Annotated in this window: 20 protein-coding genes; 10 read left to right on the forward strand and 10 right to left on the reverse strand. The window is 64.8% G+C overall.

The features are described 5' to 3' along the window. Positions 1-44: 44 nt before the first annotated feature. Positions 45-1,646, reverse strand: a complete 1,602-nt coding sequence (locus VSR82_RS15835; protein ID WP_368585563.1) for a rhodanese-related sulfurtransferase — start codon at positions 1,644-1,646, stop codon at positions 45-47. Between the two features lie 334 nt (positions 1,647-1,980). Between VSR82_RS15835 and VSR82_RS15840 the strand changes: the two genes are divergently transcribed. Continuing rightward, positions 1,981-2,976, forward strand: coding sequence for an LLM class flavin-dependent oxidoreductase (locus VSR82_RS15840; protein ID WP_368585562.1), 996 nt, complete (start codon positions 1,981-1,983; stop codon positions 2,974-2,976). Between the two features lie 128 nt (positions 2,977-3,104). Here the strand turns inward: VSR82_RS15840 and VSR82_RS15845 are convergent, their stop codons facing one another. After that, complete coding sequence (locus VSR82_RS15845; protein ID WP_429460151.1) at positions 3,105-3,896, reverse strand: SDR family NAD(P)-dependent oxidoreductase; 792 nt, start codon at positions 3,894-3,896, stop codon at positions 3,105-3,107. A gap of 300 nt (positions 3,897-4,196) precedes the next feature. On the opposite strand from VSR82_RS15845, the gene VSR82_RS15850 reads away from it, so the two are divergent. After that, a complete protein-coding gene (locus tag VSR82_RS15850) occupies positions 4,197-4,397 on the forward strand; it encodes a hypothetical protein (RefSeq protein ID WP_368585560.1) in 201 nt (66 codons plus the stop codon). A 72-nt stretch (positions 4,398-4,469) separates the two neighbouring features. Here the strand turns inward: VSR82_RS15850 and VSR82_RS15855 are convergent, their stop codons facing one another. Next, on the reverse strand, positions 4,470-5,387 hold the full coding sequence (locus VSR82_RS15855) for a LysR family transcriptional regulator (RefSeq protein WP_429460153.1): 918 nt from the start codon (positions 5,385-5,387) through the stop codon (positions 4,470-4,472). A gap of 128 nt (positions 5,388-5,515) precedes the next feature. Here VSR82_RS15855 and VSR82_RS15860 point away from each other — a divergent pair, with 128 nt between their 5' ends. Continuing rightward, positions 5,516-6,448: a DMT family transporter gene (locus VSR82_RS15860; protein WP_429460154.1), complete on the forward strand. Its 933-nt coding sequence runs from the start codon at positions 5,516-5,518 to the stop codon at positions 6,446-6,448. Positions 6,449-6,460: 12 nt separating this feature from the next. On the opposite strand, the gene VSR82_RS15865 is transcribed toward VSR82_RS15860, so the two are convergent. Continuing rightward, complete coding sequence (locus VSR82_RS15865) at positions 6,461-6,712, reverse strand: GDCCVxC domain-containing (seleno)protein (RefSeq protein ID WP_429461905.1); 252 nt, start codon at positions 6,710-6,712, stop codon at positions 6,461-6,463. Between the two features lie 383 nt (positions 6,713-7,095). On the opposite strand from VSR82_RS15865, the gene VSR82_RS15870 reads away from it, so the two are divergent. Then, on the forward strand, positions 7,096-7,245 hold the full coding sequence (locus tag VSR82_RS15870) for a hypothetical protein (protein WP_368585557.1): 150 nt from the start codon (positions 7,096-7,098) through the stop codon (positions 7,243-7,245). A 200-nt stretch (positions 7,246-7,445) separates the two neighbouring features. On the opposite strand, the gene VSR82_RS15875 is transcribed toward VSR82_RS15870, so the two are convergent. Then, positions 7,446-8,540 (reverse strand): alpha/beta fold hydrolase, encoded by a 1,095-nt coding sequence (locus VSR82_RS15875; protein WP_429460156.1) that lies wholly within the window; start codon positions 8,538-8,540, stop codon positions 7,446-7,448. Between the two features lie 476 nt (positions 8,541-9,016). Here VSR82_RS15875 and glgC point away from each other — a divergent pair, with 476 nt between their 5' ends. From glgC to VSR82_RS15900, 5 genes are all read left to right on the forward strand, one after another. Beyond that, complete coding sequence (glgC, locus tag VSR82_RS15880) at positions 9,017-10,282, forward strand: glucose-1-phosphate adenylyltransferase (RefSeq protein WP_368585555.1); 1,266 nt, start codon at positions 9,017-9,019, stop codon at positions 10,280-10,282. 137 nt (positions 10,283-10,419) lie between these two features. Beyond that, on the forward strand, positions 10,420-11,880 hold the full coding sequence (gene glgA / locus VSR82_RS15885) for a glycogen synthase GlgA (protein WP_429460158.1): 1,461 nt from the start codon (positions 10,420-10,422) through the stop codon (positions 11,878-11,880). A gap of 265 nt (positions 11,881-12,145) precedes the next feature. Further along, the gene (pdxY, locus tag VSR82_RS15890) at positions 12,146-13,012 is read left to right on the forward strand and encodes a pyridoxal kinase PdxY (RefSeq protein ID WP_176108975.1); all 867 of its coding nucleotides are present in this window, start codon (positions 12,146-12,148) and stop codon (positions 13,010-13,012) included. Between the two features lie 159 nt (positions 13,013-13,171). Continuing rightward, entirely contained in the window at positions 13,172-13,633 is a 462-nt protein-coding gene (locus VSR82_RS15895; RefSeq protein ID WP_176108976.1) for a hypothetical protein, read from the forward strand. Positions 13,634-14,064: 431 nt separating this feature from the next. After that, positions 14,065-15,216, forward strand: a complete 1,152-nt coding sequence (locus tag VSR82_RS15900; RefSeq protein ID WP_368585552.1) for a branched-chain amino acid ABC transporter substrate-binding protein — start codon at positions 14,065-14,067, stop codon at positions 15,214-15,216. Between the two features lie 57 nt (positions 15,217-15,273). On the opposite strand, the gene VSR82_RS15905 is transcribed toward VSR82_RS15900, so the two are convergent. Together VSR82_RS15905 and VSR82_RS15910 are read right to left on the reverse strand one after the other, a co-directional pair. Then, positions 15,274-17,223 carry a DUF3857 domain-containing transglutaminase family protein gene (locus VSR82_RS15905; protein WP_498857921.1) on the reverse strand — a complete coding sequence of 650 codons (1,950 nt, stop codon included), beginning with the start codon at positions 17,221-17,223 and terminating at the stop codon, positions 15,274-15,276. A gap of 177 nt (positions 17,224-17,400) precedes the next feature. Further along, positions 17,401-18,063 carry a hypothetical protein gene (locus VSR82_RS15910; protein ID WP_026228072.1) on the reverse strand — a complete coding sequence of 221 codons (663 nt, stop codon included), beginning with the start codon at positions 18,061-18,063 and terminating at the stop codon, positions 17,401-17,403. Positions 18,064-18,405: 342 nt separating this feature from the next. On the opposite strand from VSR82_RS15910, the gene VSR82_RS15915 reads away from it, so the two are divergent. Beyond that, complete coding sequence (locus tag VSR82_RS15915) at positions 18,406-18,540, forward strand: hypothetical protein (protein ID WP_013089067.1); 135 nt, start codon at positions 18,406-18,408, stop codon at positions 18,538-18,540. A 247-nt stretch (positions 18,541-18,787) separates the two neighbouring features. On the opposite strand, the gene hutG is transcribed toward VSR82_RS15915, so the two are convergent. From hutG to hutI, 3 genes are read right to left on the reverse strand one after another with little or no spacing between them, the layout of a single operon-like run. Continuing rightward, complete coding sequence (hutG, locus tag VSR82_RS15920) at positions 18,788-19,600, reverse strand: N-formylglutamate deformylase (protein WP_410851902.1); 813 nt, start codon at positions 19,598-19,600, stop codon at positions 18,788-18,790. A gap of 50 nt (positions 19,601-19,650) precedes the next feature. Then, positions 19,651-21,036 carry a formimidoylglutamate deiminase gene (locus tag VSR82_RS15925; protein ID WP_429460161.1) on the reverse strand — a complete coding sequence of 462 codons (1,386 nt, stop codon included), beginning with the start codon at positions 21,034-21,036 and terminating at the stop codon, positions 19,651-19,653. Positions 21,037-21,046: 10 nt separating this feature from the next. Continuing rightward, on the reverse strand, positions 21,047-22,285 hold the full coding sequence (gene hutI, locus VSR82_RS15930; protein ID WP_498857896.1) for an imidazolonepropionase: 1,239 nt from the start codon (positions 22,283-22,285) through the stop codon (positions 21,047-21,049). Between the last annotated feature and the right edge of the window lie 39 nt (positions 22,286-22,324).

The raw sequence follows: 22,324 nt of genomic DNA on the forward strand, positions 1-22,324 counted from the left end.
GATAGCCGGCCTCCGGACTGCCGGCCTCCGGACAGCCGGCCCCTTCAAATCACCCGAAAGCCGTGTGTGCCGTCGCGCGCGAGTTGCGCGACGAGCCCATGCTCCCACTCCAGATACGCGCTCATCGCTTCGCGCGCGTTCTCCGTGCCCTCATACGGCCGCTGATAACGATCGATGCGCGGCGACGCCATCCGCGCGCCGCCCGACTCCACCGGCAAGCCCGCGTCGATCCACGCGCGGGTGCCGCCGCGCAGCACCTGCACCGGCCGCTCGGTCGCCGCGGCGAGCTCCGGCGCGACGAAGCGCGCGAGCACGTCGCTGCCGCACGTCACCACATAGCGCTTCGCATCGGGCAGCGTGCGCAGCGCGTCGGCAAGCTGGCTGCGGATCACGAACCACGCGCCCGGAATGTGCCGCTTCAGATAATTCGTGCTGCTCGCGAAGTCGAGCACGACGGTTCCGGGCGACTGAAGCAGCGCGGCGAGCTCGGCCGGCTCGATGTCGTCGACGTCGGGCGGCGTGACCGCGTTACGCGAGAGCGGCGCCACGCCCTTCTCGGCGAAATCGCCCGCCGTCAGGCCATCGACCACGAACACCTCGACGTTCATCTGCGCGAGCCACGATGCGGTCATGTTCGCGCGAACGCCGTCGCTGTCCGCGAGGATCACGCGCGCGCCACGCACCGTCACGAACAGGTCGGTTTCCTGCACGAGCTGGCCGCCCGGCGCGCTGCGAAAGCCGGGCACGTGGCCCGCCTCGTATTCCTCGGGTGTGCGCACGTCGAAGCGATACACGGTGCGCACCGCCTCGTCGGCCCAGCGGCGCGCTTCGTCGCGCGAGGTGCGGCGCACGCGCGCGCGGTCGGCAAGCGCGCGCGCGCCGTCGGCCGCCGCGAGTCGGGATACGTCGTCGACCGCGCCTTCGACGCGCCGCGTGCTGCCATGCGCGAGCGGCTGACCGGCGAGCGTCCAGCCCATCGTGCCGTTGCGCAGCGCGGCCACCGGGTTGGGCACGCCCGCGTTGATCAGCGACTGCGCGCCGATGATGCTGCGCGTGCGTCCCGCGCAATTGACGATGATGCGCGTGGCCGGGTCCGGCGCGAGCTGCCGCGCGCGCAGCACCAGCTCCGCGCCCGGCACGCTGATGCTGCCGGGGATGTTCATGGTCTGAAACTCGTCGAAGCGGCGCGCGTCGAGCACCACGACATCGGCCTCGCGATCGAGCAGCGCCTGCACCTGCTGCGCGGACAGCGACGGCGTATGACGCACGCTTTCGACCAGTTCGCCGAACGCCTTGCTCGGCACGTTGACATCCTTGAACAACTCGCCGCCCGCTTCGCGCCAGCCCTGCAGACCGCCTTCGAGCAATGCGACGTTGCTATAGCCGAGCTCGTCGAGGCGCTCGGCCGCGCGCCTCGCGAGCCCTTCGCCGGCATCGAACACGACGATCGGCACGGCGAGGCGCGGCAGTCGCAACGGCGCATCGAGTTCGAGCCGCGACAGCGGCAGATTGGCGGCGAACAACGGATGACTGCGAGCGTGCGGATCTTCCTCACGCACGTCGACGAGCGCGATCTCCTCGCGGTCGAGCAATGCGTGGCACACGTCCTGGAACGACCGGGTACGAAACTCTTTGACGACATTCATGGGATCGGGAACTCCTTCGCTACATTCCAGATTTCGGGCAACGCGTCGCGTCACCGTACCGAATACTTAAACCGTACACTCGAATTCCGATCGGCGCACGGTCACTCGTGGGATTGCTTATTCGACCGCGCTGCGAATGCGAAGCACCGCCGCGCGAACACGCTAGGCGAGCGCAATTTCCGCGCCACACGACGGCCGTCGTCGCGGTTCGTCGGTCCTCAGCGCCGGCGACCCTTCCGCCGTCAGGGGCATCGCCGCGCCGCCAGCAGAAAAGCCGCCGCTTTGCCACAATGCCCCATCGCGCGAAAGCGCCGCCCATCGCAATCAATAGACAATGATTCCCTTCTCGGTTCTCGATCTTTCGCCGGTCACCGCGGGTGCCACGCCCGCTGACGCATTCAGGAACACACTGTCACTCGCGCAGCACGCGGAAAAACTGAATTACAAGCGTTACTGGCTCGCCGAGCATCACAACATGACCGGCATCGCGAGCGCAGCGACCTCGGTCGTGATCGGCTACGTGGCCGGCGGCACGAAGACGATTCGCGTCGGCTCCGGCGGCATCATGCTGCCGAACCATGCGCCGCTCGTGATCGCCGAACAGTTCGGCACGCTCGCGTCGCTGTATCCGGGCCGGATCGATCTCGGCCTCGGCCGCGCGCCCGGCACCGATCAGACCACCGCCCGCGCGCTGCGCCGCGATCTGCAGGCGAGCGCCGAAACTTTCCCCGACGATGTCGTCGAATTGCTACGCTACTTCGCCGAACCGGTCGCGGGCCAGCGCATTCGCGCGGTGCCGGGCGCGGGCCTGAACGTGCCGCTGTGGCTGCTCGGCTCGTCGCTGTACAGCGCGCAACTGGCCGCGGCGCTCGGGCTGCCGTTCGCGTTCGCGTCGCACTTCGCGCCCGATTACATGATGAGCGCGCTACAGGTGTATCGCTCGCAGTTCCGGCCGTCCGCGACGCTCGCGAAACCGTATGCGATGGTCGGCGTCAATCTGTTCGCCGCCGACACGAACGACGAAGCCGCGCGCCTCTTTACGTCGCTGCAACAGCAGTTCATCAATTTGCGGCGCGGCACGCCGGGGCAATTGCAGCCACCGGTCGAGCGGCTCGAGGCATCGGAGATGGAGCTGAACAACGTCGCGCGTGCGCTCGCGTGCACGGTGCTCGGCGATCGCGACGCGATCCGCGAAGGTCTGCAATCGATCATCGAGCAGACCGGCGCGAACGAGTTGATGCTGACCGCGCAGATTTACGATCATGAAGCGCGGCTGCGCTCGTTCGAGATCGGCGCCGAGGTGCGCGACGAATTGATGGCGGTCGAATAAGCGCTTCGCGAACCGATCGTCCGACACGGCCACGCACGAAAAGAGGGCGGCTCATGGCGAGCCGCCCTCGTCTTTTGCACTGAGTTGGACCAGTCGCATGAGAAGCCCGCCCCGGCGCCGGCATGGCCCTAGAAGGCGCTCTTTATAACGCCCCCGTCGGCGCGCAATGCAGCTCCCGTGGTGGCCGACGAAAGCGGACTGGCGATATAGGCCACCAGCGACGCGACTTCCTGCGGCGAACCAAATCGCTTGATCAGCGAGGTGGGACGGACCTTCTCGAAGAACTCTTTTTCGAACGCTTCGAACGATTTGCCGTCGGCCTTGGCAAGGGTCTCCACGAATTCACCGACTCCCCGCGATTTCGTGGGCCCCGGCAACACGCTATTGACGGTAATGCCGGTGCCGGCGACGGCTTCGGCGAGACCGCGCGCGACCGCCAGCTGCGCGGTTTTCGTCATTCCGTAGTGGATCATTTCAGCTGGGATCTGCACCGCGCTTTCGCTCGAAATGAAAATGATGCGCCCCCAGTTGGCCTGCCTCATCGCAGGCAGATACAGGCGAGCGAGGCGTACCCCGCTCAACACGTTGACATCGAAGAATCGCTGCCAGTCCGCGTCGGGGATCTCTTCAAACGGCTTGGGCTCGAAGATGCCCAGGTTGTTGACAAGAATTTCCACGCCCGGATAGCGTCGCGCGAGTTCTTCTGCTGAAGCGGCGGTTCCGAGATCGCCGGCAAATCCCAGCACGTCGCCGCCCGTCTGCGCTTTCAGCTGCGCGACCACGTCATCCACGGATGACTGCAGGCGGCCGTTCACGATTACACGAGCGCCCTCCTGCGCCAACGTGCTGGCGATAGCGAGACCGATGCCCGCTGTACTGCCGCTCACCAGTGCGAGTTTGCCTGTCAGGTTCAGGTCCATGGGTGATTTCCTTTCAATGGATGAATTAAAAATCGCAACGTTCGGTACAGCCTCGCTTTCGAACAGCAAAAAGACTAGATGATCTGACGCAGACGCCCGGGAGCAGGAAAGCGAGGCCATGTCAGCGATTTTCCGACTTCGTCTGGCTAAGTGATGGTCGCGCCCAAACTCGCATCATAGAGATTCCCCTTGAGATGCGCTCTGCACAGACCACGCGCAAATGGCATGACATGTGCGTACTGTGCTGCAAGCAGCCGGCCGCTTGAATGTTTCTACAACCCTCTTGTTCAAGGAGCGCCCATGAACACACTGACCATCGACGACATCGAGAACTGTGCAGAGCTCGATCATCAGGAGATGACCACCATTCAAGGTGGCCGGATGAAACTACCCGGCCAGCACGTCGGGTCAATCCTCACGACCGCGGATGGCGACCCTGTCGGCGTCTATGTCGACGGCGTGCTGCAAAATTCGGTTACCGACGGCTTCTACCACGGCTGACAGCAAGGCGGCGCGCAGCCCTGCGCGCCCCGATGCCGCAGGTTTGGCCCGTGCGTGCTTGAGAAGCGCTCGTCACCTGTCGTCAAGACGGCTCACCAGGTAATCGATCAACGCACGTGCTCGAGACGGTAAAAATCGATTCGGCGGATACAGCAGCCAGACCGGGCCCATATAGGGACGCGCCTCGAACTCCCAGTCGCTCAGCACCCGGACGATGTCACCCGCGGAAACCGCCTGCGCCGCGACAAAATCGGGCAAGCTCGCAATGCCCAGGCCATGCAGCGCGGCATCCAAGCGCGCACTCGTGTCGTTGGCGATGTAGCGCCCCTTCACTTCGACCGTCTGTGTCTCGGCGTCGCGGCGGAAATGCCACCGATTGTCGTCGACCGTCTCTCCCAGATACATGCATGCATGCCGCGCAAGGTCGCGCGGCTCGGCCGGCGTCCCCCGCTCCCGCAGATAAGCAGGCGACGCGCAGAGAACCCATTTGACCGCTCCGAGTCGCCGCGCAGCAAGACCCGGCGGAGGCGAACGCGTGAGCCGGATCACCAGATCGACATCGTCACGCAGCGGATCGACGTCGTGGTCGGCGAACACCAGATGGACATCCACGTCGGGCCACATGCGCAGAAATTCGGGAACCAGCGGATGGATGACGGAACGCGCAAATGAAATCGGCGCACTGATGCTGACCTTGCCTCGCGGATCACCCGCCCCTTGTCCCGCGACGTCGACAGCGCCCGACGCCGCGCCGACCATATCCCGGCAATACCGGTAAATCTGCGCGCCCGAATCCGTCAACCGGATGCTACGGGTCGAGCGCTCGAGCAGGCGCGTGCCCAGCGCATCCTCAAGGCGTTTGATTTGCCGACTGACAGTCGAGGGTGTACTGCCCAACTGCCGCGCGGCAATGGAGAAGTTGCCGGCGTCGACGACCCTCGCAAACATCGCCATGTCGGGTAGCAACGCAAAAAGCTCGTTCGGATTCATCGCGATCCTCGCACCTGGCCGGACATTTGTGCAATTCAGACATAAAAGATGTGCTGACGCCGTGGATTATAGTTTTCAGCGCAATACCCGACAATTTGGACCGTCCGAATGAAAACAGAAGGTCCGTCATGTCGAAGCAACAGAGTGCTTTATGGGTATCCGACCTGATGCTGCTTGCGGTCGCGATGGTGTGGGGCACGAGTTATGGGGTCGTGAAAGGCGCGCTCGAGATCTATCCGGTGCTCGGTCTGCTGGCGTTGCGCTTCGGGCTGACGTTCGTCGTGTTGTCGCCGGCGTTGCGCTCGCTTCGACACGTCAAAGCGTCCGCCTTGCTGGGGGCGTTAGGTTCCAGCGCAATCCTGCTCAGCATCTTTTTGGCCGAGACATTCGGGATCGCGCACACACGCGCGTCGAACGCGGCGTTCCTTATCAGTCTGTGTGTCGCGCTGACGCCGCTGGTCGAATGGGTGTTGCTGCGACGAAAGCCATCGCGTGGCGAATGGATCGCCGTGGGCTTGTCGCTGACGGGCGCCGCGTTCGTCAGCGGAGGCGCGATCATTCCGACCGCAGGCGATGCGCTGATTCTGGTTGCGGCGTTGCTGCGCGCGCTGATGGTCTGCGTGACCAAGCGCGTCATGCGCGAATCGAAACTTGCGCCGCTGTCGGTAACGGCGGTCCAGGCAGGCGTCGTTGCACTGGGCAGTGTGCTGGTGGCGTTCGTGTTGCCGTCACAACATTGGCAGGCGCTGCCGTCGCTCAGTGGGCACGGTGACTTCTGGGCGAGCATCGCTTACCTCGTGCTCGCCTGTACGTTGTTCGCATTTTTCGCACAGAACTTTGCCGTCAAGCGCAGCAACCCGACGCGCGTCGCTTTGCTGATGGGCAGCGAGCCCGCGCTCGGTGCGCTGTTCGCCTACGTATGGCTCGGGGAGCATCTTTCGGCCTCGGCATGGTTTGGCGGAGGTCTGATGGTGCTTGCGTCGGTGCTGGCGGCGGTGCCATTTAAAAGGGACCCTAACGCGAGGCTCGACATGCGTCCCGCCACTTCGGTCGACGCTTAGCCAATTTTCAGGCTAAGCGTTGTTCGAAGGTCCGGCTCGAGTGACAGATTTCGCACAGCACGCACCTGCCTCTTGCACGGACGGGCACTTGACCGAGCCATACGAACAGAAGACACAGCAGTCGCCGGACCTTGGAGAAAGCAAGCTTTTGCACCGCGGGCATTCATAGAAGTAGACGCAGGCTTCGGTGGGCATCGTCATGACTGACACGCCCCCGCAGTGCGGACAGGTCAACGCGGATTCCAGGATCGATGAGGTTTGCATGGATAGCGTCTGCATCCATATTTCTTGCACCTATCAATGTCAGCGCCGCCAAACGGTTGCGGGGCTCGCGCAAAGTCCGTGCGGCATCGAACTCCATCGTCCCGGCGCGATACGTGTCACAAATAACTATTGCGTTGGAATAAAGGCGCGCCGTCGGCGTTCGTAGATTAGGCGTCGCGTGCAAGCGCGCGGAGCCGTGGGACCGCGAAACGGAATCGTCGGCCGCGCATGGCGGTTGCTGGTTCGTTTTGCACAAGGTTTGTCTGTTCTTTTTGTAACCGTCGTCGGCGTCGCGGCACTTGCCGCCAGCGATCCGCGACTCGCCGGCTCAACGCGTGGCCGCGCGACAAGTCAGTCGCGTTGGCCGTGCAGGAGAGTTCTACATGAAAGTATCAAAACTGTTATCCGCCGTATCCGTGATCATCGCGCTAGGCGTCGCATCGTTGTCGTTGGCCGCGTGCCAATCCACGGGCGGCGACATGGGCTCGTCGGGCAGCAGCAGCAGCGGCGCCACCAACAGCGGCGGCTATTGATGCGCGCCCGCGCGCCCATCAGCGTCGCGTGAACTTCGAAGCGGAAGTGATACCGCGGCTCCCGTAGCCGCAGCGCTATGGGCGTGCGCTGACGTCCCTGGGCGGTCAGCCTGACCGGAACAGCCCGATCGGCTTACGCTGATCGGGCTGTTTCCTTTTTGGGAGGTTCGTCGGATACGCGACAAAATCCGTCCGAGCCCTCAGCGGTTCGTCGGCACCGCCGCCAACCCGTCCAGCAGCGCCTTATGAAACGCATCCGGGTCCTGCATCTGCGGCGCGTGACCAAGCGTCGCAAACTCCACGAGCGTCGCATGAGGAATCGCCTTCGCGGCCGCGCGACCCAGTTCCGGATAATGGCCGAGCTTTGCGCGCACCTCGGGCGGCGCCGCATCCTTACCGATCGCGGTGGTGTCCTTCTGACCAATCAACAGCAGCGTCGGCATGCTGAGCTGCCCTAGCTCATAAAAAATCGGCTGCGTGTAAATCATGTCGTACAGCAGCGCGGAATTCCACGCGACGATCTGCTTGCCCGGCCCGCGATACATGCCCGCGAGCATCTGCACCCATGGCTCATAGTCCGCGCGCCATTGCCCCGCGTAGTAGGTCGCCTGTTCATAACGGCGGATACCGTCGGCGCTGGTCTTCAGTTCCCGCTGATACCAGTGGTCGACCGATAGCGACGGCACGCCCTTCGCCTTCCAGTCCTCGAGTCCGATCGGGTTCACCAGCACCAGTTGCTGCGTTTCGCGCGGATACATCAGCGCATAGCGAACCGCGAGCATGCCGCCCGTCGAATGGCCGACCACCGTCACGTCGCTGATGCCGAGCGACTCGAGCAGCGCACGTGTATTGCGCGCGAGTTGCTGGAAGCTGTACTGGTAATGCTCGGGCTTGCTCGATTTGCAAAAGCCGATCTGATCCGGTGCGATCACGCGATAGCCGGCGTCGCTCAGCCGGCGAATCGTCGTATCCCATGTTGCAGAACAAAAATTCTTTCCATGCAGCAACACCACCGTGCGTCCGTTCGCATGCGCGGGCTTCACGTCCATGTAGGCCATCTGCAAAGGCACCCCCTGCGACGTGAATTCGAAGCGTTCGACCGGCGCCGGATAGCTGAAGCCCTGTAGCTCCGGACCATAGGCCGGGCCGGAATCGTCGAGTGAGGAAGCGGCGCTTGCGGCGCCCGGGCTCGCCTCGCTGACGGGCGTGGCGGCCACGGCGACAGCCGCCGCGCACAGCACGACACAGGCGCAGACACTCGACAGGGCAAGCAGGAATGGGTGGCGAAGATTCATCGGGAGGGTCTGGAAAAAACGCAACAGGGATGCACGAGGTGTGGAGCGCACGATTCTACGATGCACCGCCGAACTCTGACGCCAGTCGCGCAGCGCGGACACGGCACGCGGCAGCGGCGATGTGGCATGCATATTGCGCCCCCGTGCTTGAGCATCGTCGGACACGACCTCGTGGCCAATGTGCTGCGCCGCACCGAGAAATTCGCCATAACACGCGATCGTTACAGGATGGTCGGCCACGCGGCCCCCGCAATAAACATTTATTCATTCGAGTCCAATCGGTGCTAGAACTGACTGACGGACTCGCGATAAACAGGCACCAAAGAACGGCAGTGCGGTGCGACTGCCAGGCAGCCCAAATCATCAGCGGAGAGGACGCGGCCAGATCATTCCCGGGGGTACATCAATCAAGCAACCATCTTGCATGAGGTCGACGTGAGTGATGAAGGGCTCGCGCCGATCGACAGGAGACAAATATGAATACTCCGGCACGGCTGAACGACTTACAGCGCACTACCCTGGCGATCGTCCTCGCCGGCGGACGCGGCACCCGGCTCGGGCCGCTGACGAACAAGCGTGTGAAGCCGGCGGTGCACTTCGGCGGCAAATACCGGATCATCGACTTTGCGCTTTCCAATTGCCTGAATTCCGGCATCCGCCGCATCGCGGTGGTCACGCAGTACAAGGCGCATTCGCTGCTGCGGCATCTGCAGCGCGGCTGGAGCTTCCTGCGCGGGGAGATGGGCGAATTCATCGATCTGTGGCCCGCGCAGCAGCGCGTCGAAGGCGCGCACTGGTATCGCGGCACCGCCGACGCTGTGTTCCAGAACCTCGACATCATCCGCTCGATCCGTCCGAAGTATGTGGTCGTGCTCGCGGGCGACCACATCTACAAGATGGACTACACGCGCATGATCGCCGATCACGCGGACAGCGGCGCCGACTGCACGGTCGGCTGCATCGAAGTGCCGCGCATGGACGCGGTCGCATTCGGCGTGATGGCCGTCGACGAAAACCGCCGCGTGACAGGCTTCGTCGAAAAACCGGCCGACCCGCCCGCGATGCCCGGCCGTCCCGACACCGCGCTCGCGAGCATGGGCATCTACGTGTTCAACGCCGACTATCTGTACACGCAACTCGAAGAGAACATCGCCGCGATCGATACCGACCACGACTTCGGCAAGGACATCCTGCCGCGCGTGGTCACGCAGGGCGTGGCGATCGCGCATCCGTTCAGCATGTCGTGCGTGTCGTCGGACCCGAGCGTCGAGCCGTACTGGCGCGACGTCGGCACGATCGACGCGTATTGGGCCGCGAACCTCGACCTCGCTTCGACGATTCCGACGCTCGACCTGTACGACGAGTCATGGCCGATCTGGACCTACCAGGAGCAGTTGCCGCCCGCGAAGTTCGTACGCGACATGAAGGGGCTGCAGGGTTCGGGCAACAACCTGATCGTCTGCGGCGGCTGCGTGATCTCGGGCTCGCAGATTTCGCGCTCGGTGCTGTCGTCGAACGTGAAAGTGAGTTCGTTCTGTAATATCAATGAGGCAGTCTTGCTGCCTCAGGTCACGGTCGGCGCGAGTTGCCGCCTGCAGAAGGTGGTGATCGACCGTGGCTGCACGATCCCGGAAGGCACCGTGATCGGCGAAGACCCGGCGCGCGATGCCGAGCGCTTCTATCGCACCGACGATGGCGTCGTGCTGGTCACGCAGGAAGCGCTGCGCACTCATCCGAAGTAGCGCGCCCGCCGCATGCCCGCGCCGGCGGCCGCACGCCGCCGGCTACGCCTTTGCTCGCTTCATCCGGCTTCACCCGCAGCACCGCTCACCTTTTTACCAACCCGAGCAACCCTGCCAACCCGACAGAGACCCGGTCTATGACGATTCGCGCCCTGCACGTCGCAAGCGAGCTGTATCCCCTTCTCAAAACGGGCGGTCTCGCCGACGTCGCGGGCGCGCTGCCGTCCGCGCTGATCGAGCGCGGCGCCGACGTGCGCGTGCTGCTGCCCGGCTTTCCCGCGGTGCTCGCGGGACTGCATGATCTGCAACCGGTCGCGCAACTCGGCAACCGCTTCGGCGCGCCGAACGTGACGCTCGAACGCGGCACGCTGCCCACCAACGGGCTCGCGGTCTACGTGATCCGCGCCGCGTCGCTGTATGACCGCCCCGGCAACCCGTATCTGAACGACGAACACGTGCCGTATGGCGACAACGCGCAGCGTTTCGCGCTGCTCGGCTGGGTCGCCGCGCAGCTCGCGCAGCAGATGGACCCGACGTGGTCGCCGCAGATCGTCCATGCGCACGATTGGCATGCTGGGCTCGCGCCTGCCTACCTGAAGGCCGCCGAACGCGAGCACGGCCGCGTGCCCGCGCACAGCGTGTTCACGATCCACAACCTCGCCTACCAAGGGATCTTTCCCGCGCATCAGTTCGGCCTGCTCGGCCTGCCGCACGATTTCTTCAACATGCACGGCGTCGAATTCTATGGACAGCTGTCGTTCCTGAAGGCCGGCCTCTATTACGCCGACCGCATCACGACCGTCAGCCCGAACTATGCGCGCGAAATCCAGACGCTCGCGCACGGCGGCGGGCTCGATGCGCTGCTGCGCCATCGCGCGCACGATCTGAGCGGGATCCTGAACGGCGTCGACTACACGGTGTGGAATCCCGCCAGCGATACGCTGCTGGCGACGCGCTACAGCTCGTCGCGGCTGGCCGGCAAGCTCGCCTGCAAGGAAGCGCTGCAAAAGCGCTTCGGCCTCGCGCAACGAAGCGACGCGCTGCTGTTCGGCGTGGTGAGCCGGCTGACCGAACAGAAAGGCCTCGATCTGCTGCTCGGCGCGGTGCCCGAAATCGTCAAGCGCGGCGGCCAACTGGTCGTGTTCGGCACCGGCGATCCGGCGCTCGAGAATGGCCTGAGGATGGTCGCGCAGGCGCATCCGGAATCGGTCGCGGTCGAACTCGGTTTCGACGAAGCGCTCGCGCATACGATCATCGCCGGCAGCGACGTGGTCGCGGTGCCGTCGCGCTTCGAGCCGTGCGGGCTCACGCAGCTCTATGCGCTCGCCTACGGGTCGCTGCCCCTCGTGCACAGCGTCGGCGGTCTCGCCGATACGGTCGCCGACGCATCGCTCGAAAACCTCGCCGACGATGTCGCGACTGGCTTCGTGTTCGACCGCTTCGATCCGACCGGCCTCGCCGCAGCGATCCGCCGCGCGTTCGCGCTGTACGGGCGCCGCACCGAATGGAAGGCCGCGCAGCGGCGCGCAATGCGCCAGGACTTCGGCTGGGGCACGTCGGCCGACCGCTATCTGGCCTTGTATCGCGAGCTCGTCTGAGGCATCGGCCACGCGGGAAACTGTCAGCTTTCGTTAAGGTTCACGCGCGTTTGATGGTTCGGCGCAACAGCACGGGGACGGATCAACTCGCGGCTGTCAAACTCCTGTATCGTTTGCTGACTTGCCGGCTATGCAGTTCGTGCGTTTTTCCTGCACCATCTGTATCAGGCATGTCTGCTGCGCGGCGCCGGGGCCATCGGCCCGCCCGCGTGAGACTCCCTTCCCGCTTTGTTGATCGCGCATGACCGGTTGCGCGAGCCTTACCATGACGAAAAACGTTCTGAGCATTCAGTCCCATGTCGTGTTCGGTCACGCCGGCAACAGCGCGGCCGTGTTTCCGATGTGCCGGCTCGGCGTCAACGTGTGGCCGCTCAACACCGTCCAGTTGTCGAATCACACGCAATACGGGCACTGGAGCGGCAGCGCGATCGACGCATCGAAGATGGAAGATCTCGTCGACAGCATCGGCGCGATCGGCATGCTGCCGCGCTGCGACGCGGTGCTCTCCGGCTATCTCGGCACGACGGAACAGGCGCAGGCGGTGATCGACATCGTCAAGGCCGTGAAGGCGGCCAATCCCCGCGCCTGGTACTTTTGCGATCCGGTGATGGGTGCGATGGGCGGCTACAAGGTCGATCCCGGCATCCAGGAATTCCTCGTCAACGAAATGCCGCAGGTCGCCGACGGGATCGCGCCGAATCACATCGAATTGCAGCGCCTCGTCGGCCGCGAGATCGAGACGCTCGAGGAAGCCGTCACCGCGTGCCGCGAGGTGCTCGCGCGCGGGCCGAAGCTCGTGCTCGTCAAGCATCTGCTCGATCGCAACAGTCCCGCCGACCGCTTCAACATGCTCGTCGTCACAGAGCGTGAAGCGTGGATGGGACAGCGCCCGCTCTATCCGTTCGCGCGCCAGCCGGTCGGCGTCGGCGATCTGACGAGCGCGGTCTTCGTCGCGCGCACGCTGCTCGGCGATTCGATCCGCTCGGCCTTCGAGCACACGCTCGCCGCCGTCAACGCGGTGGTCAAGGCGACCTGGCAGGCCGGACGCTACGAACTCGAACTGGTGGCGATGCAAAATGAAATCGCCCAGCCGCGCGAGTGGTTCGATGCGTGGGTTGCGGAGACGGCTTAAGGTCGAGCTCGGGTCACTGAGGCGCGTCCCCCGTTGCGGGGCGCTCGCCGCCAACGTCACGCGAGCAGCCGTCCTATAATGCGTGCCGCGTGGAACGGGGCTTGCGCCCGCATTCCACGGGATTTTTCAGCATCCGGCATTCAGCAGACGAGGCATTCGATGGACGGTCATATCCGCAGCGAGCGGGAAGAATTTTTTGAGCAGTTGTGCATCAGCGTCGACGCGGACGAAGCGCACGAACAGGAAGCGATCGAGTACTTCGAGAACCAGTTCGACCAGCCCGACTTCGATCCCGCGCAATGGCTCGATATCGCGCTCTACTACTCGCCTGCCGTCGCGCGCGGCATCGTCGAGATGGTGACGGCCGACGACAAGGCACGCAGCAACATCGCCGAAATCATCGCCGACAATCTCGACATCTCTTACGGCGAGGACGAGTGCCAGCAATTCGCCGAGACGATCGAATTCGCGCTGAACAACGGCGTGCCGGTCGATCTCGACGTGGTGCTCGACGGCTGCCAGCGCGCGATCGACGATCTGGACACGTGGGCCGACGAAGACACGAAGGCGCCGCTTCTGCGTCTGCGTGAGGAACTGCTGCGTCAGCAAGGCGAGCGCTAGGCAAGAGGCTCGAATCTCCCCGCCGCAACGCTAACTCCGCAACACTGCAACACCGGCCGGCGCGCGCTCGCGCCGGTTTCTTAAGCGTATGCCGTAATCCGCAGCCCCAGCGGAAATTCTCGCGGCAAGCCAGCCTGGATGCCTCACGCACGCTCCCTGTGGACGTGACGGACATCCCGCCGGCTATGCCGAAATGCTCATCCAAAACGCCACGAATTGCCAAGACGACGGCAATTTGGCTTTCTATATTCGCCCCAGATTGACCCCGCGAACACGCTGTGAAGCGCAACGTCACTGCGCGTATTCCAGCATTTGAGCGGCGACCGATCCTTCGTAGCCTTGCGATGCGCGAGGGCTCCCCTCGGCCTCACGTGTCGTACCGCATTGCTGTCGTACCGCTTTCATAACAACCGTCGATGCAAGGAGAGACCATGAGTCTTCGCAACACGCTGAAACCGCTGGCCATGCTCGTGGGTGCGATGTTTGCCGTCGCGCCTGTCGCCAGTTTTGCCGACGACCTGCCGGTCAAGATCGGTTTTGCCGCGCCGCTGACGGGCGCCAATGCCGGTTACGGCAAGGATCTGGAAAACGGTGTGCGGCTCGCGATCGACGAAGCCAACGCGCAGAAGATCAAGATCGGCGAGAAGGTCGCGCACTTCGAGATCGTCTCGCAGGACGACCAGGCCGACCCCCGCGTCGGCGTGCAGGCCGCGCAGAAGCTGGTCGATTCGGGCGTCGCGGTGGTGGTCGGCCACTTCAACTCGGGCACGACGATCCCGGCCTCGCAGGTCTACGAGCAGGCCGGCATTCCAGTGCTCGATCCCGCCGCGACGAATCCGATCATCACGGGCCGCGGCTTCGCGAATACCTTCATGGTGATTTCGACCGATGCGCAGAACGCCGGCAACGCAGGCATTTATGCGGTCGAGGTAACGAAGGCCAAGCGCATCGCGATCATCGACGATCGCACCGCGTTCGGCCAGGGCGAAGCCGACGAGTTCGAGAAGGCCGTAAAGGCACACGGCGGCACGATCGTCGCGCGCGACTACACCGACAACCACGCGGTCGACTTCAGCACGCAGATCACCAAGTTCAAGGGTGCCAATGCGGACCTCGTGTTCTTTGCCGGCCTCGACAGCCAGGCGGCGGGCTTCGCGCGGCGCATGAAGCAGCTCGGCCTGAACGCGCAACTGGTCGGCGGCGGCGGCGTGATGGACGAAGACTTCATCAAGCTCGCGGGCGACGCGTCCGACGGGGCGATGGCCTGGGAATACGGCCGCCCGCTCGCGCAACTGCCGGGTGGCAAGGACTTCAACGCGAAGTTCAAGAAGCGCTTCGGCGCGGATGTGCTGTCGTATGCGCCGTTCGGCTACGACGGCGCATGGGTCGCGATCAAGGCGATGCAGCAGGCCAAATCCGACTCGCCGAACGTGTACCGCCCGGTGCTCAAGTCGATCGACTACGACGGCGTGACCGGCAAGATCTCGTTCGACAACACCGGCGCGTTGAAGAGCGGCGCGTCGACGCTGTATCAGGTGAAGAACGGCGCGTGGGTGCCGGTGGTGACGAAGAGCGGCACCTAAGCTCGCCGTCCAGTGAATCGTAGCGGCCCTGCCCGGCTTACGGCCGGCGCGGGCGCGCTACTGCGTCGCGCTCGCCGCCCGGACGACCACCTCGGCATCCAGATCGCGCTCGATGCGCACGAGGTCGTCGCGAATCGCCGCGAACTCGTTAGCCGTACACATCTGGTGGCCGAACGCGGCGCGCAGATGCCGGGTGACCTGCAACGCGCGCGTCGCCGGATCGAACACGTAGCGCGACGCAAATGAGAGCAGCGGGTCCTCGACCGTGCTGTCGGTCGGCAGGTCCGTCACGCGCACGAAGCGCGGCAAACTCATTTCCAGCGTCTCATCGAACTCCCCGCCGATGCATGCCCACGGCTGCGTTCTGACGGGCTCCGCTAGCCACGTCTCGATCTGCGAGTTCATGCCGCCGGCGAGGCTCGTCAGCGCCGGCACCGCGGTCGTGCCGTCCGGCCAGATCAGATGCGGCACGCTGCCCTGCATCGAGGTCGCGAACGGTCCGCCGGTCACGTCGACGTCGTCGGTCTGCAACTGCGCGGTGCCATGCAAGCCCGTTTTCAGCAGACGGCTCGCGGCAATCTGCTGCGCGCCCTGGCGCGTCGCGCGTCGGAACGTGTTGCGTTCGATCTCCGCGGGATAGCCCCGGTCTTCGACGCGGTACGCGTAACGCGCGGTGCCGTTTTCATCGATGTCGATCTGCACGCGCGCGTTGCGTTCGTGCCGCTGAGTGGTCGGCGTGCGCGCGAGCACGCCATCGCCGACGAGCAGCACCGGCCGGTCCATCACGCCGCCAGGCAGATAGCCGAACGCGGTGCCGCCCGCTGTCGTGTCCGCGAATTGCGCCAGCTCGGGAATCCAGATGATCGCGTGATTGATCGCGCTCGCGCCGTAGCCCGGCACCTCGGGCAGCGTGTAGTACGGGCCGAGATTCAGCAGCACCGGCTCGCTGCGAATGCCGACCGCCGCGAGCAACGCACCGTATAGCGCGACGTGGTCCTTGCAGTCGCCGTAGCGGTTGCGCAGGATATCGGCCGCCTTGTGCGGAATCGCCGCCGTCTCGCCGAGAAAAAGTGCGACGTAGCGGATGTTCAGACGCATCCAGTCGTATAACACGCGGGCTTTGTCGCGCGGATCACTGAGGCCGGCCGTCAGTTGCTGAGCGAGACTGACGATCGCCGGATCGTCGCGGGTCGCGTCGTTGTCGGCGGGACCGCGATAGCGCTCGGCGAAGCTCGCGAAGTCCGGCACCGTCGACACCATCAGCCGGTCGCCCCAATTCGCATAGCCGACCGCGCCCGCTTCGACGCGCGGATACGGGCCGTGCCGATAGTCGAACTCGTAGCGGGTGCGCCCGTTCGCGGTGACGGGCGGCACCGCGACGTAGCCGCGTGCATCCGTATAGAGCGGCACGTCGGCGGGCAGATCGAAGATCAGACGCTGCTCGTCGACGGGCTCGAGCGACGGCTCGACCAGATAACCGAAGGTGCCCACCTGCAGCGGCTTCGCGCGGGTCTTGCGAAACGCCAGATGCACGCGCGAGCCGGTCGTGACGCCGGGGAAGATCACCGTGCGCAATACCCCGTCCTCGAAGCTCGGCGCGCCGGACGAGCGCGGCTCCTGCACGTCGCGGATCGCTTCGGGACTGACCGCATGGGCGGTGCCGTCAGGGTCGATCGTCTCGGCGGCCAGCAGTTGCACCTGCTCGATGTCCTTGTTGAACCACACATAGCGTTGCGCGATCGCGTCGACGCCGCTCGCCGTGTCGGCGCGCATCACGGTGTCGTCGTGTTCCTCGATGGAGCCGTCTTTCTGGATCACGAACAAATGCACGTCGCGCTCGATCGTCGCAGGAGCGCGTTCGTTGGCGGAGGTGGCGATTTCGGCGGCGATCGCGCAAAGGGGCAACGCGATGCCGCTCGCGGCCGTCAGCGCCGCAAGCAACGCGGCGGCGCGCACGCTTCGCGTGAGCGCGCCGATGCATGCGGCGACCCTGCGCGCGCGCGTCATGAACGACGCACCCCGCTCCACGCGCGCCGCTCGTGGCACGCAAGCCCGATCTCCACGATCGATACGTGCGCCAACGTAACGACGATGTTCTCCAAGATCCACCTCGGCAAGATTCGTGTCGTCGTTGTAGCACATCGCCGGCCCGCGCGTTTCGGGCCGGGCCGGCGTGAATCGCGATCACTCGCCGTCGTCGAGCTGGCTCAGCAGCGCCTGCAGCTTTTCCACGTGCCGCAGCAGCATGTGCCGGTGCTTGTCGATCTGTTCGAGCCGCCCCTCCAGGTCGGCCTGAATGCGGTCGTCGAGCTCGGCCGCGGCCATGACGTCCTCGACCTTCGCACGCATCGACGCGAGTTCGACCGGCGCATGCAGCAGATGCCGCTCGAAGCGCCGCACTTCCTGCGTCGCGACATCGCGTACCTTGCGAAAATGCACATGACGGCGGTGCGCTTCGACATCGAGCGTTTCTTCCTCGACGCGACGCGCGGGCCCCGGCTGCCCAAAGATCGGCTCGGGCCGCAGCACGGTCTTCTTGCGCACCGGATGCGCGGTGCCGCGAAAGCGCGCGAGCGGCTGCTCGTTGTCGATCGCCTCGCGCGCATTCGGCGGAATCTCGTGACCGCTGTGCGGCACGTTCATCCAGCCGCCCGGCAAGCCGGTGACCGCCTCGACGCCGCGCACGAATTCCTCGCTGAATTCGCGCTGGCCGGACAGCATCAGCTTCAGATAGCTCGCGGAAAACGTCATCATGCGCGCGAGCCGGCTCGCGGCGCCAACCTCGCTGGTCAGCAACACCAGGTTCGCGCGCCAGACTGGCAGCAGCAATTCGTCGGAATCTTCCATCGCTGGGTCTTCCATCTTTTCGCCTGATGAATCGATGACCGCGTCGCGCATGTCATCGTTTTGAAAGGGTAGTCGTCTGGCGGTGTCGCGTGCAATGCCGCTGCGCCGCCTTGCTTGCGGTGAGGCCCCGATACCGAAGGTACACGTATGACACGGCAGGCACCGGCCAATTCAGCGCAAAGCACGCTAAAACAGGGCTTACAACACATCGCGTGTTGCATTGACACACGCAATTGCGCACCGTTCCTATCCGCGTCCCTTCGATGTGGCATGCTTACACGCCGATGCGGCACGCGTCGTGCTGCATTGGTCGCTCCACAACATTGACTTAAGGGTTTTGTAATGAAGAAAATCGTTCTCGCCATCGCCGCAGCCGTCGCTACCCTGAGCGCGATCGCTCCCGCTCAAGCTTATGAACATCACCACGAGTGCCATAAGGTGAAGGTTCATCATCACTGGGAAAAGCGCTGCCACTGATGGCGGTGAAACCGTGTCCAAGGACGCGGTGCACATAAAAAGCCCCGCTTTCGCGGGGCTTTTTTTTTCATGGCGCGCCGCGTCGTGAAACAGCCGGCGCACGATACGCTGTGCGCGCTCGACGCCCAAACCATTCCATATGATCGCGCCGATGTGCAATCACGGACACAAGCTGTTACACCTTCGCGATCCGCTAAGCGATGCACGCCGACGGGGCCTGCGAGGCACCCGTCAGGACACCTCTGCGTCAGGCGGCTTTCACGCGAGCGAGCGCCGTCGTCACCAGCGCTTCGAGCAGCGGCGCGACCTTCGCGGCGAGGGCTTCATCGTACGCATAAGGCAAGCGCTCTTCCATGTACGTGATCTGCGACAGTTCGAGTTGCACCGCATGCACACCCTCTTCGGGCTGGCCATATTGGCGCGTGATATAGCCTCCCTTGAAGCGGCCGTTCGCGACCGCCGTATAGCCGCCGTGGCGTTCGACCAGCGCGGCCAGTTCGTCAGCTAGTCCCGGCGCCGCGCTCGCACCGTTCGACGTGCCGAAGTTGAAGTCCGGCAGACGTCCGTCGAAAAAACGCGGCACGCGCGAGCGGATCGAATGCGCTTCCCACAGCAGCACCTTGCCGTGCTTCGCCTTCAGCGCCGCGATCTCGCCGGTGAGCGCGTCGTGATACGGCTTCCAGTACGCGTCGCGACGGCGCGCGACTTCGGCGTCGTCGGGCAGATGGCCGTCGCGATAGAGCGGCTCCTTGTCGAACGTATCGACCGGCAAGAGACCCGTGGTGTCCTGCCCCGGGTACAGATTCGCGCCGTCGGGCGGACGGTTCAGGTCGATCACGTAGCGCGCGTAGGTCGGTGTGAGGAACGACGCGCCGAGAACCTTCGCGAATGCGTAGAGGCGATCGAGATGCCAGTCGCAATCGTCGGTGCGTTGCGCGACAGGCGTCATCGTCGCGGCAATGTCGGCGGGGATTTGCGTGCCCAGATGCGGGATCGAGATCAGTAGCGGCAGGCTTCCCTGATGCAGCGAGAAAACCGGCGTGAGGTTCGAAGCAGTCATGTCAGTCCGGAATCAGTGGGATCGGAGAATCGGTTCGGCGCTGATCGGCGTTATTTGAGCAGTTCCGCGAACGCCGCGCGATAGCGCGCATATGCGCGCTCTTCGTCGCGATGCCGGCGCTCGTCGACAACCTTGATGCCGCCCGCATAGACGTCGCGGATCGGCGTATCGCCGTGCTCGCAGAATACAACGCCCGACAGCCACGCTTCTCGCTCGTGCTCGGCGATGCTTGGATGATCGGCGTCGAGCACGAGCCAGTCCGCGCGATGGCCGGGCTGCAACGCACCGACCGCGCGGCCGGTTGCGCGCGCGCCGCCGTCGAGCGCAGCCGCATACAGGCGGTCCGCGACATGCGGAGCCTGCGCCGACGCCAGCACGTTGCGCTGCCGGCGCGTCAGACGCTGGCCGTATTCGAGCAGACGCAATTCGGCGCGCCAGTCGACGCCGATATGGCTATCCGAGCCGACGCCGATGCGGCCGTGCGCATCGAGATAGTCGTACGCCGGGAAAATGCCGTCGCCGAGATTGGCCTCGGTGGTCAGACACAAACCGGCGACCGCGCCGCTCTTCGCGAGCGCGAGCGTTTCGTTCGCATCGACATGGGTCGCGTGCACGAGACACCAGCGGCTGTCCACGTCGAAACGATCGAGCAGCCATTGCACCGGCCGCGCGCCTTCGGTTTCGATGCACGCGTCGACCTCGGCAGTCTGTTCGGCGATATGGATATGCACGGGCGCGCTCGCGTCGATGCCGTCAAGCAGCGCGCGCAACGATGCGTCCGATACCGCGCGCAGCGAATGCGGCGCCACACCGTAACGCAGTGCCGCATGTTCGGGGCGCGCGGCGCGCAGCGTGCCGAGCAGATCGAGCAGGCTCTCCGGCGTATTGATGAAGCGCCGCTGATCGTCGCGCGGCGCCTGCGCGCCGAAGCCGCTGTACTGATACAGCACCGGCAGCATCGTCATGCCGATACCGCTCGCCGCTGCCGCATCGACCACGCGCTGCGCCAGCTCGGCCTGATTCGCGTAGCGCTGGCCGTCCTGCGCGTGATGCACGTAGTGGAACTCGCACACCGACGTATAGCCCGCCTTCAGCATTTCGATGTAAAGCCACTGCGCGACGCTCGCGAGGCCTTCCGGCGTGATGCGCGCGGCGAAGCGATACATCAGGTCGCGCCACGACCAGAAGTTATCGGTCGCGTTGGCGCGATATTCGGTGAGCCCAGCCATCGCGCGCTGAAACGCGTGCGAGTGAAGGTTGGGCATGCCTGGCATCAGCGGGCCGGCCGCTTTCGGCACACCGGCCGGCGCTCCGGGTTGATCCGGCGTGACGGCGCTCAGCGTGCCGCGCGCGTCCCATTCGAGCAGCACGTTGCGGCGCCAGCCCTCGGGCAGATACGCGTCGGCGGCGAACAGCGATTGATTGGATTGCGTCATCTCTCAGGTTCTAGTTCGGGTTCAGGTCACACTCGACCCGCGCCGCGTAAACGGTTTCGCCCGCGCGCACGACGCGCGCGCACAACGGCCGGCCAATCCAGTAAGCGAGCTCGGCCAGCGAATCGACCGACCACACCGCGAAGTCGGCCGCGCGACCCACCTGCAGCGCACCGTGCTCCCCGGCTTTGCCGAGCGCGCGCGCCGCATGCGTCGTGACGCCTTGCAGCGCCTCGGGCACGGTCATGCGAAACAACGTGCTCGCCATGTTCATCATCAGCAGCAACGAAGTCGCCGGCGACGTGCCCGGGTTGCTGTCGGTCGAAATCGCGATCGGCACCTCGTAGCGCCGCAGCAGTTCGAGCGGCGGCAACTGCGTCTCGCGGATGAAGTAGTACGCGCCCGGCAGCAGCACCGCGACGGTGCCCGCTTCCTTCATCGCGGCGACGCCGGCTTCGTCGAGAAACTCCAGGTGATCCGCCGACAGCGCGCGATGCCGCGCCGCGAGCGCGGCGCCGCCGGCGTTTGACAACTGCTCGGCGTGCATCTTGACCGGCAGTTGGTAGCGCGCGGCCGCGTTGAACACACGCTCGCTTTGCTCCAGCGAAAAACCGATGCGCTCGCAAAACACATCGACCGCATCGACGAGGCCTTCGTCCGCGAGCGCGGGCAGCATCGTGTTGCAGACTTCGTCGATATACGCGTCGGCGCGGCCCGCGAATTCGGGCGGCAGCGCGTGCGCGCCGAGAAACGTCGTATAGACCGTGACCGGATAGCGCTCGCCCAGTTGTCTCGCGACGCGCAGCATCTTGCGCTCGCTCGCGAGATCGAGACCGTAGCCCGATTTGATTTCGATCGCCGTCACGCCCTCGGCGAGCAGCGGTTCGAGCCGCGCCGCCGCTTGCGTGAACAGCGAAGCTTCGTCCGCCGCGCGCGTCGCACGCACCGTCGACACGATGCCGCCGCCCTGTCGCGCGATTTCTTCGTAGCTGACGCCCGCGAGCCGCTGCGCGAATTCGTCGGCGCGCTGGCCGCCATACACGAGGTGCGTATGACAATCGATCAGGCCCGGCGTCACCCACGCGCCGCGCAGATCTTCGCGCGGCCATCCGGCGTATTGCGCGGGTAACTCGGCGAGAGCGCCGAGCCACGCGATGCGGCCGTCTTCGACGGCGATCGCGGCATCGGCGAGCGTGTGGCGAGGATCGCCCTGCGGGCACAAATTCAGGTGATGCCAGACGGTTTGCTTCATCGCGTGCTCTTTGCCGCTCGTTGCGTGTCTGTGGATTGG

Source organism: Burkholderia sp. JPY481 (genome assembly GCF_038900515.1).
Lineage (GTDB): Bacteria > Pseudomonadota > Gammaproteobacteria > Burkholderiales > Burkholderiaceae > Paraburkholderia > Paraburkholderia youngii.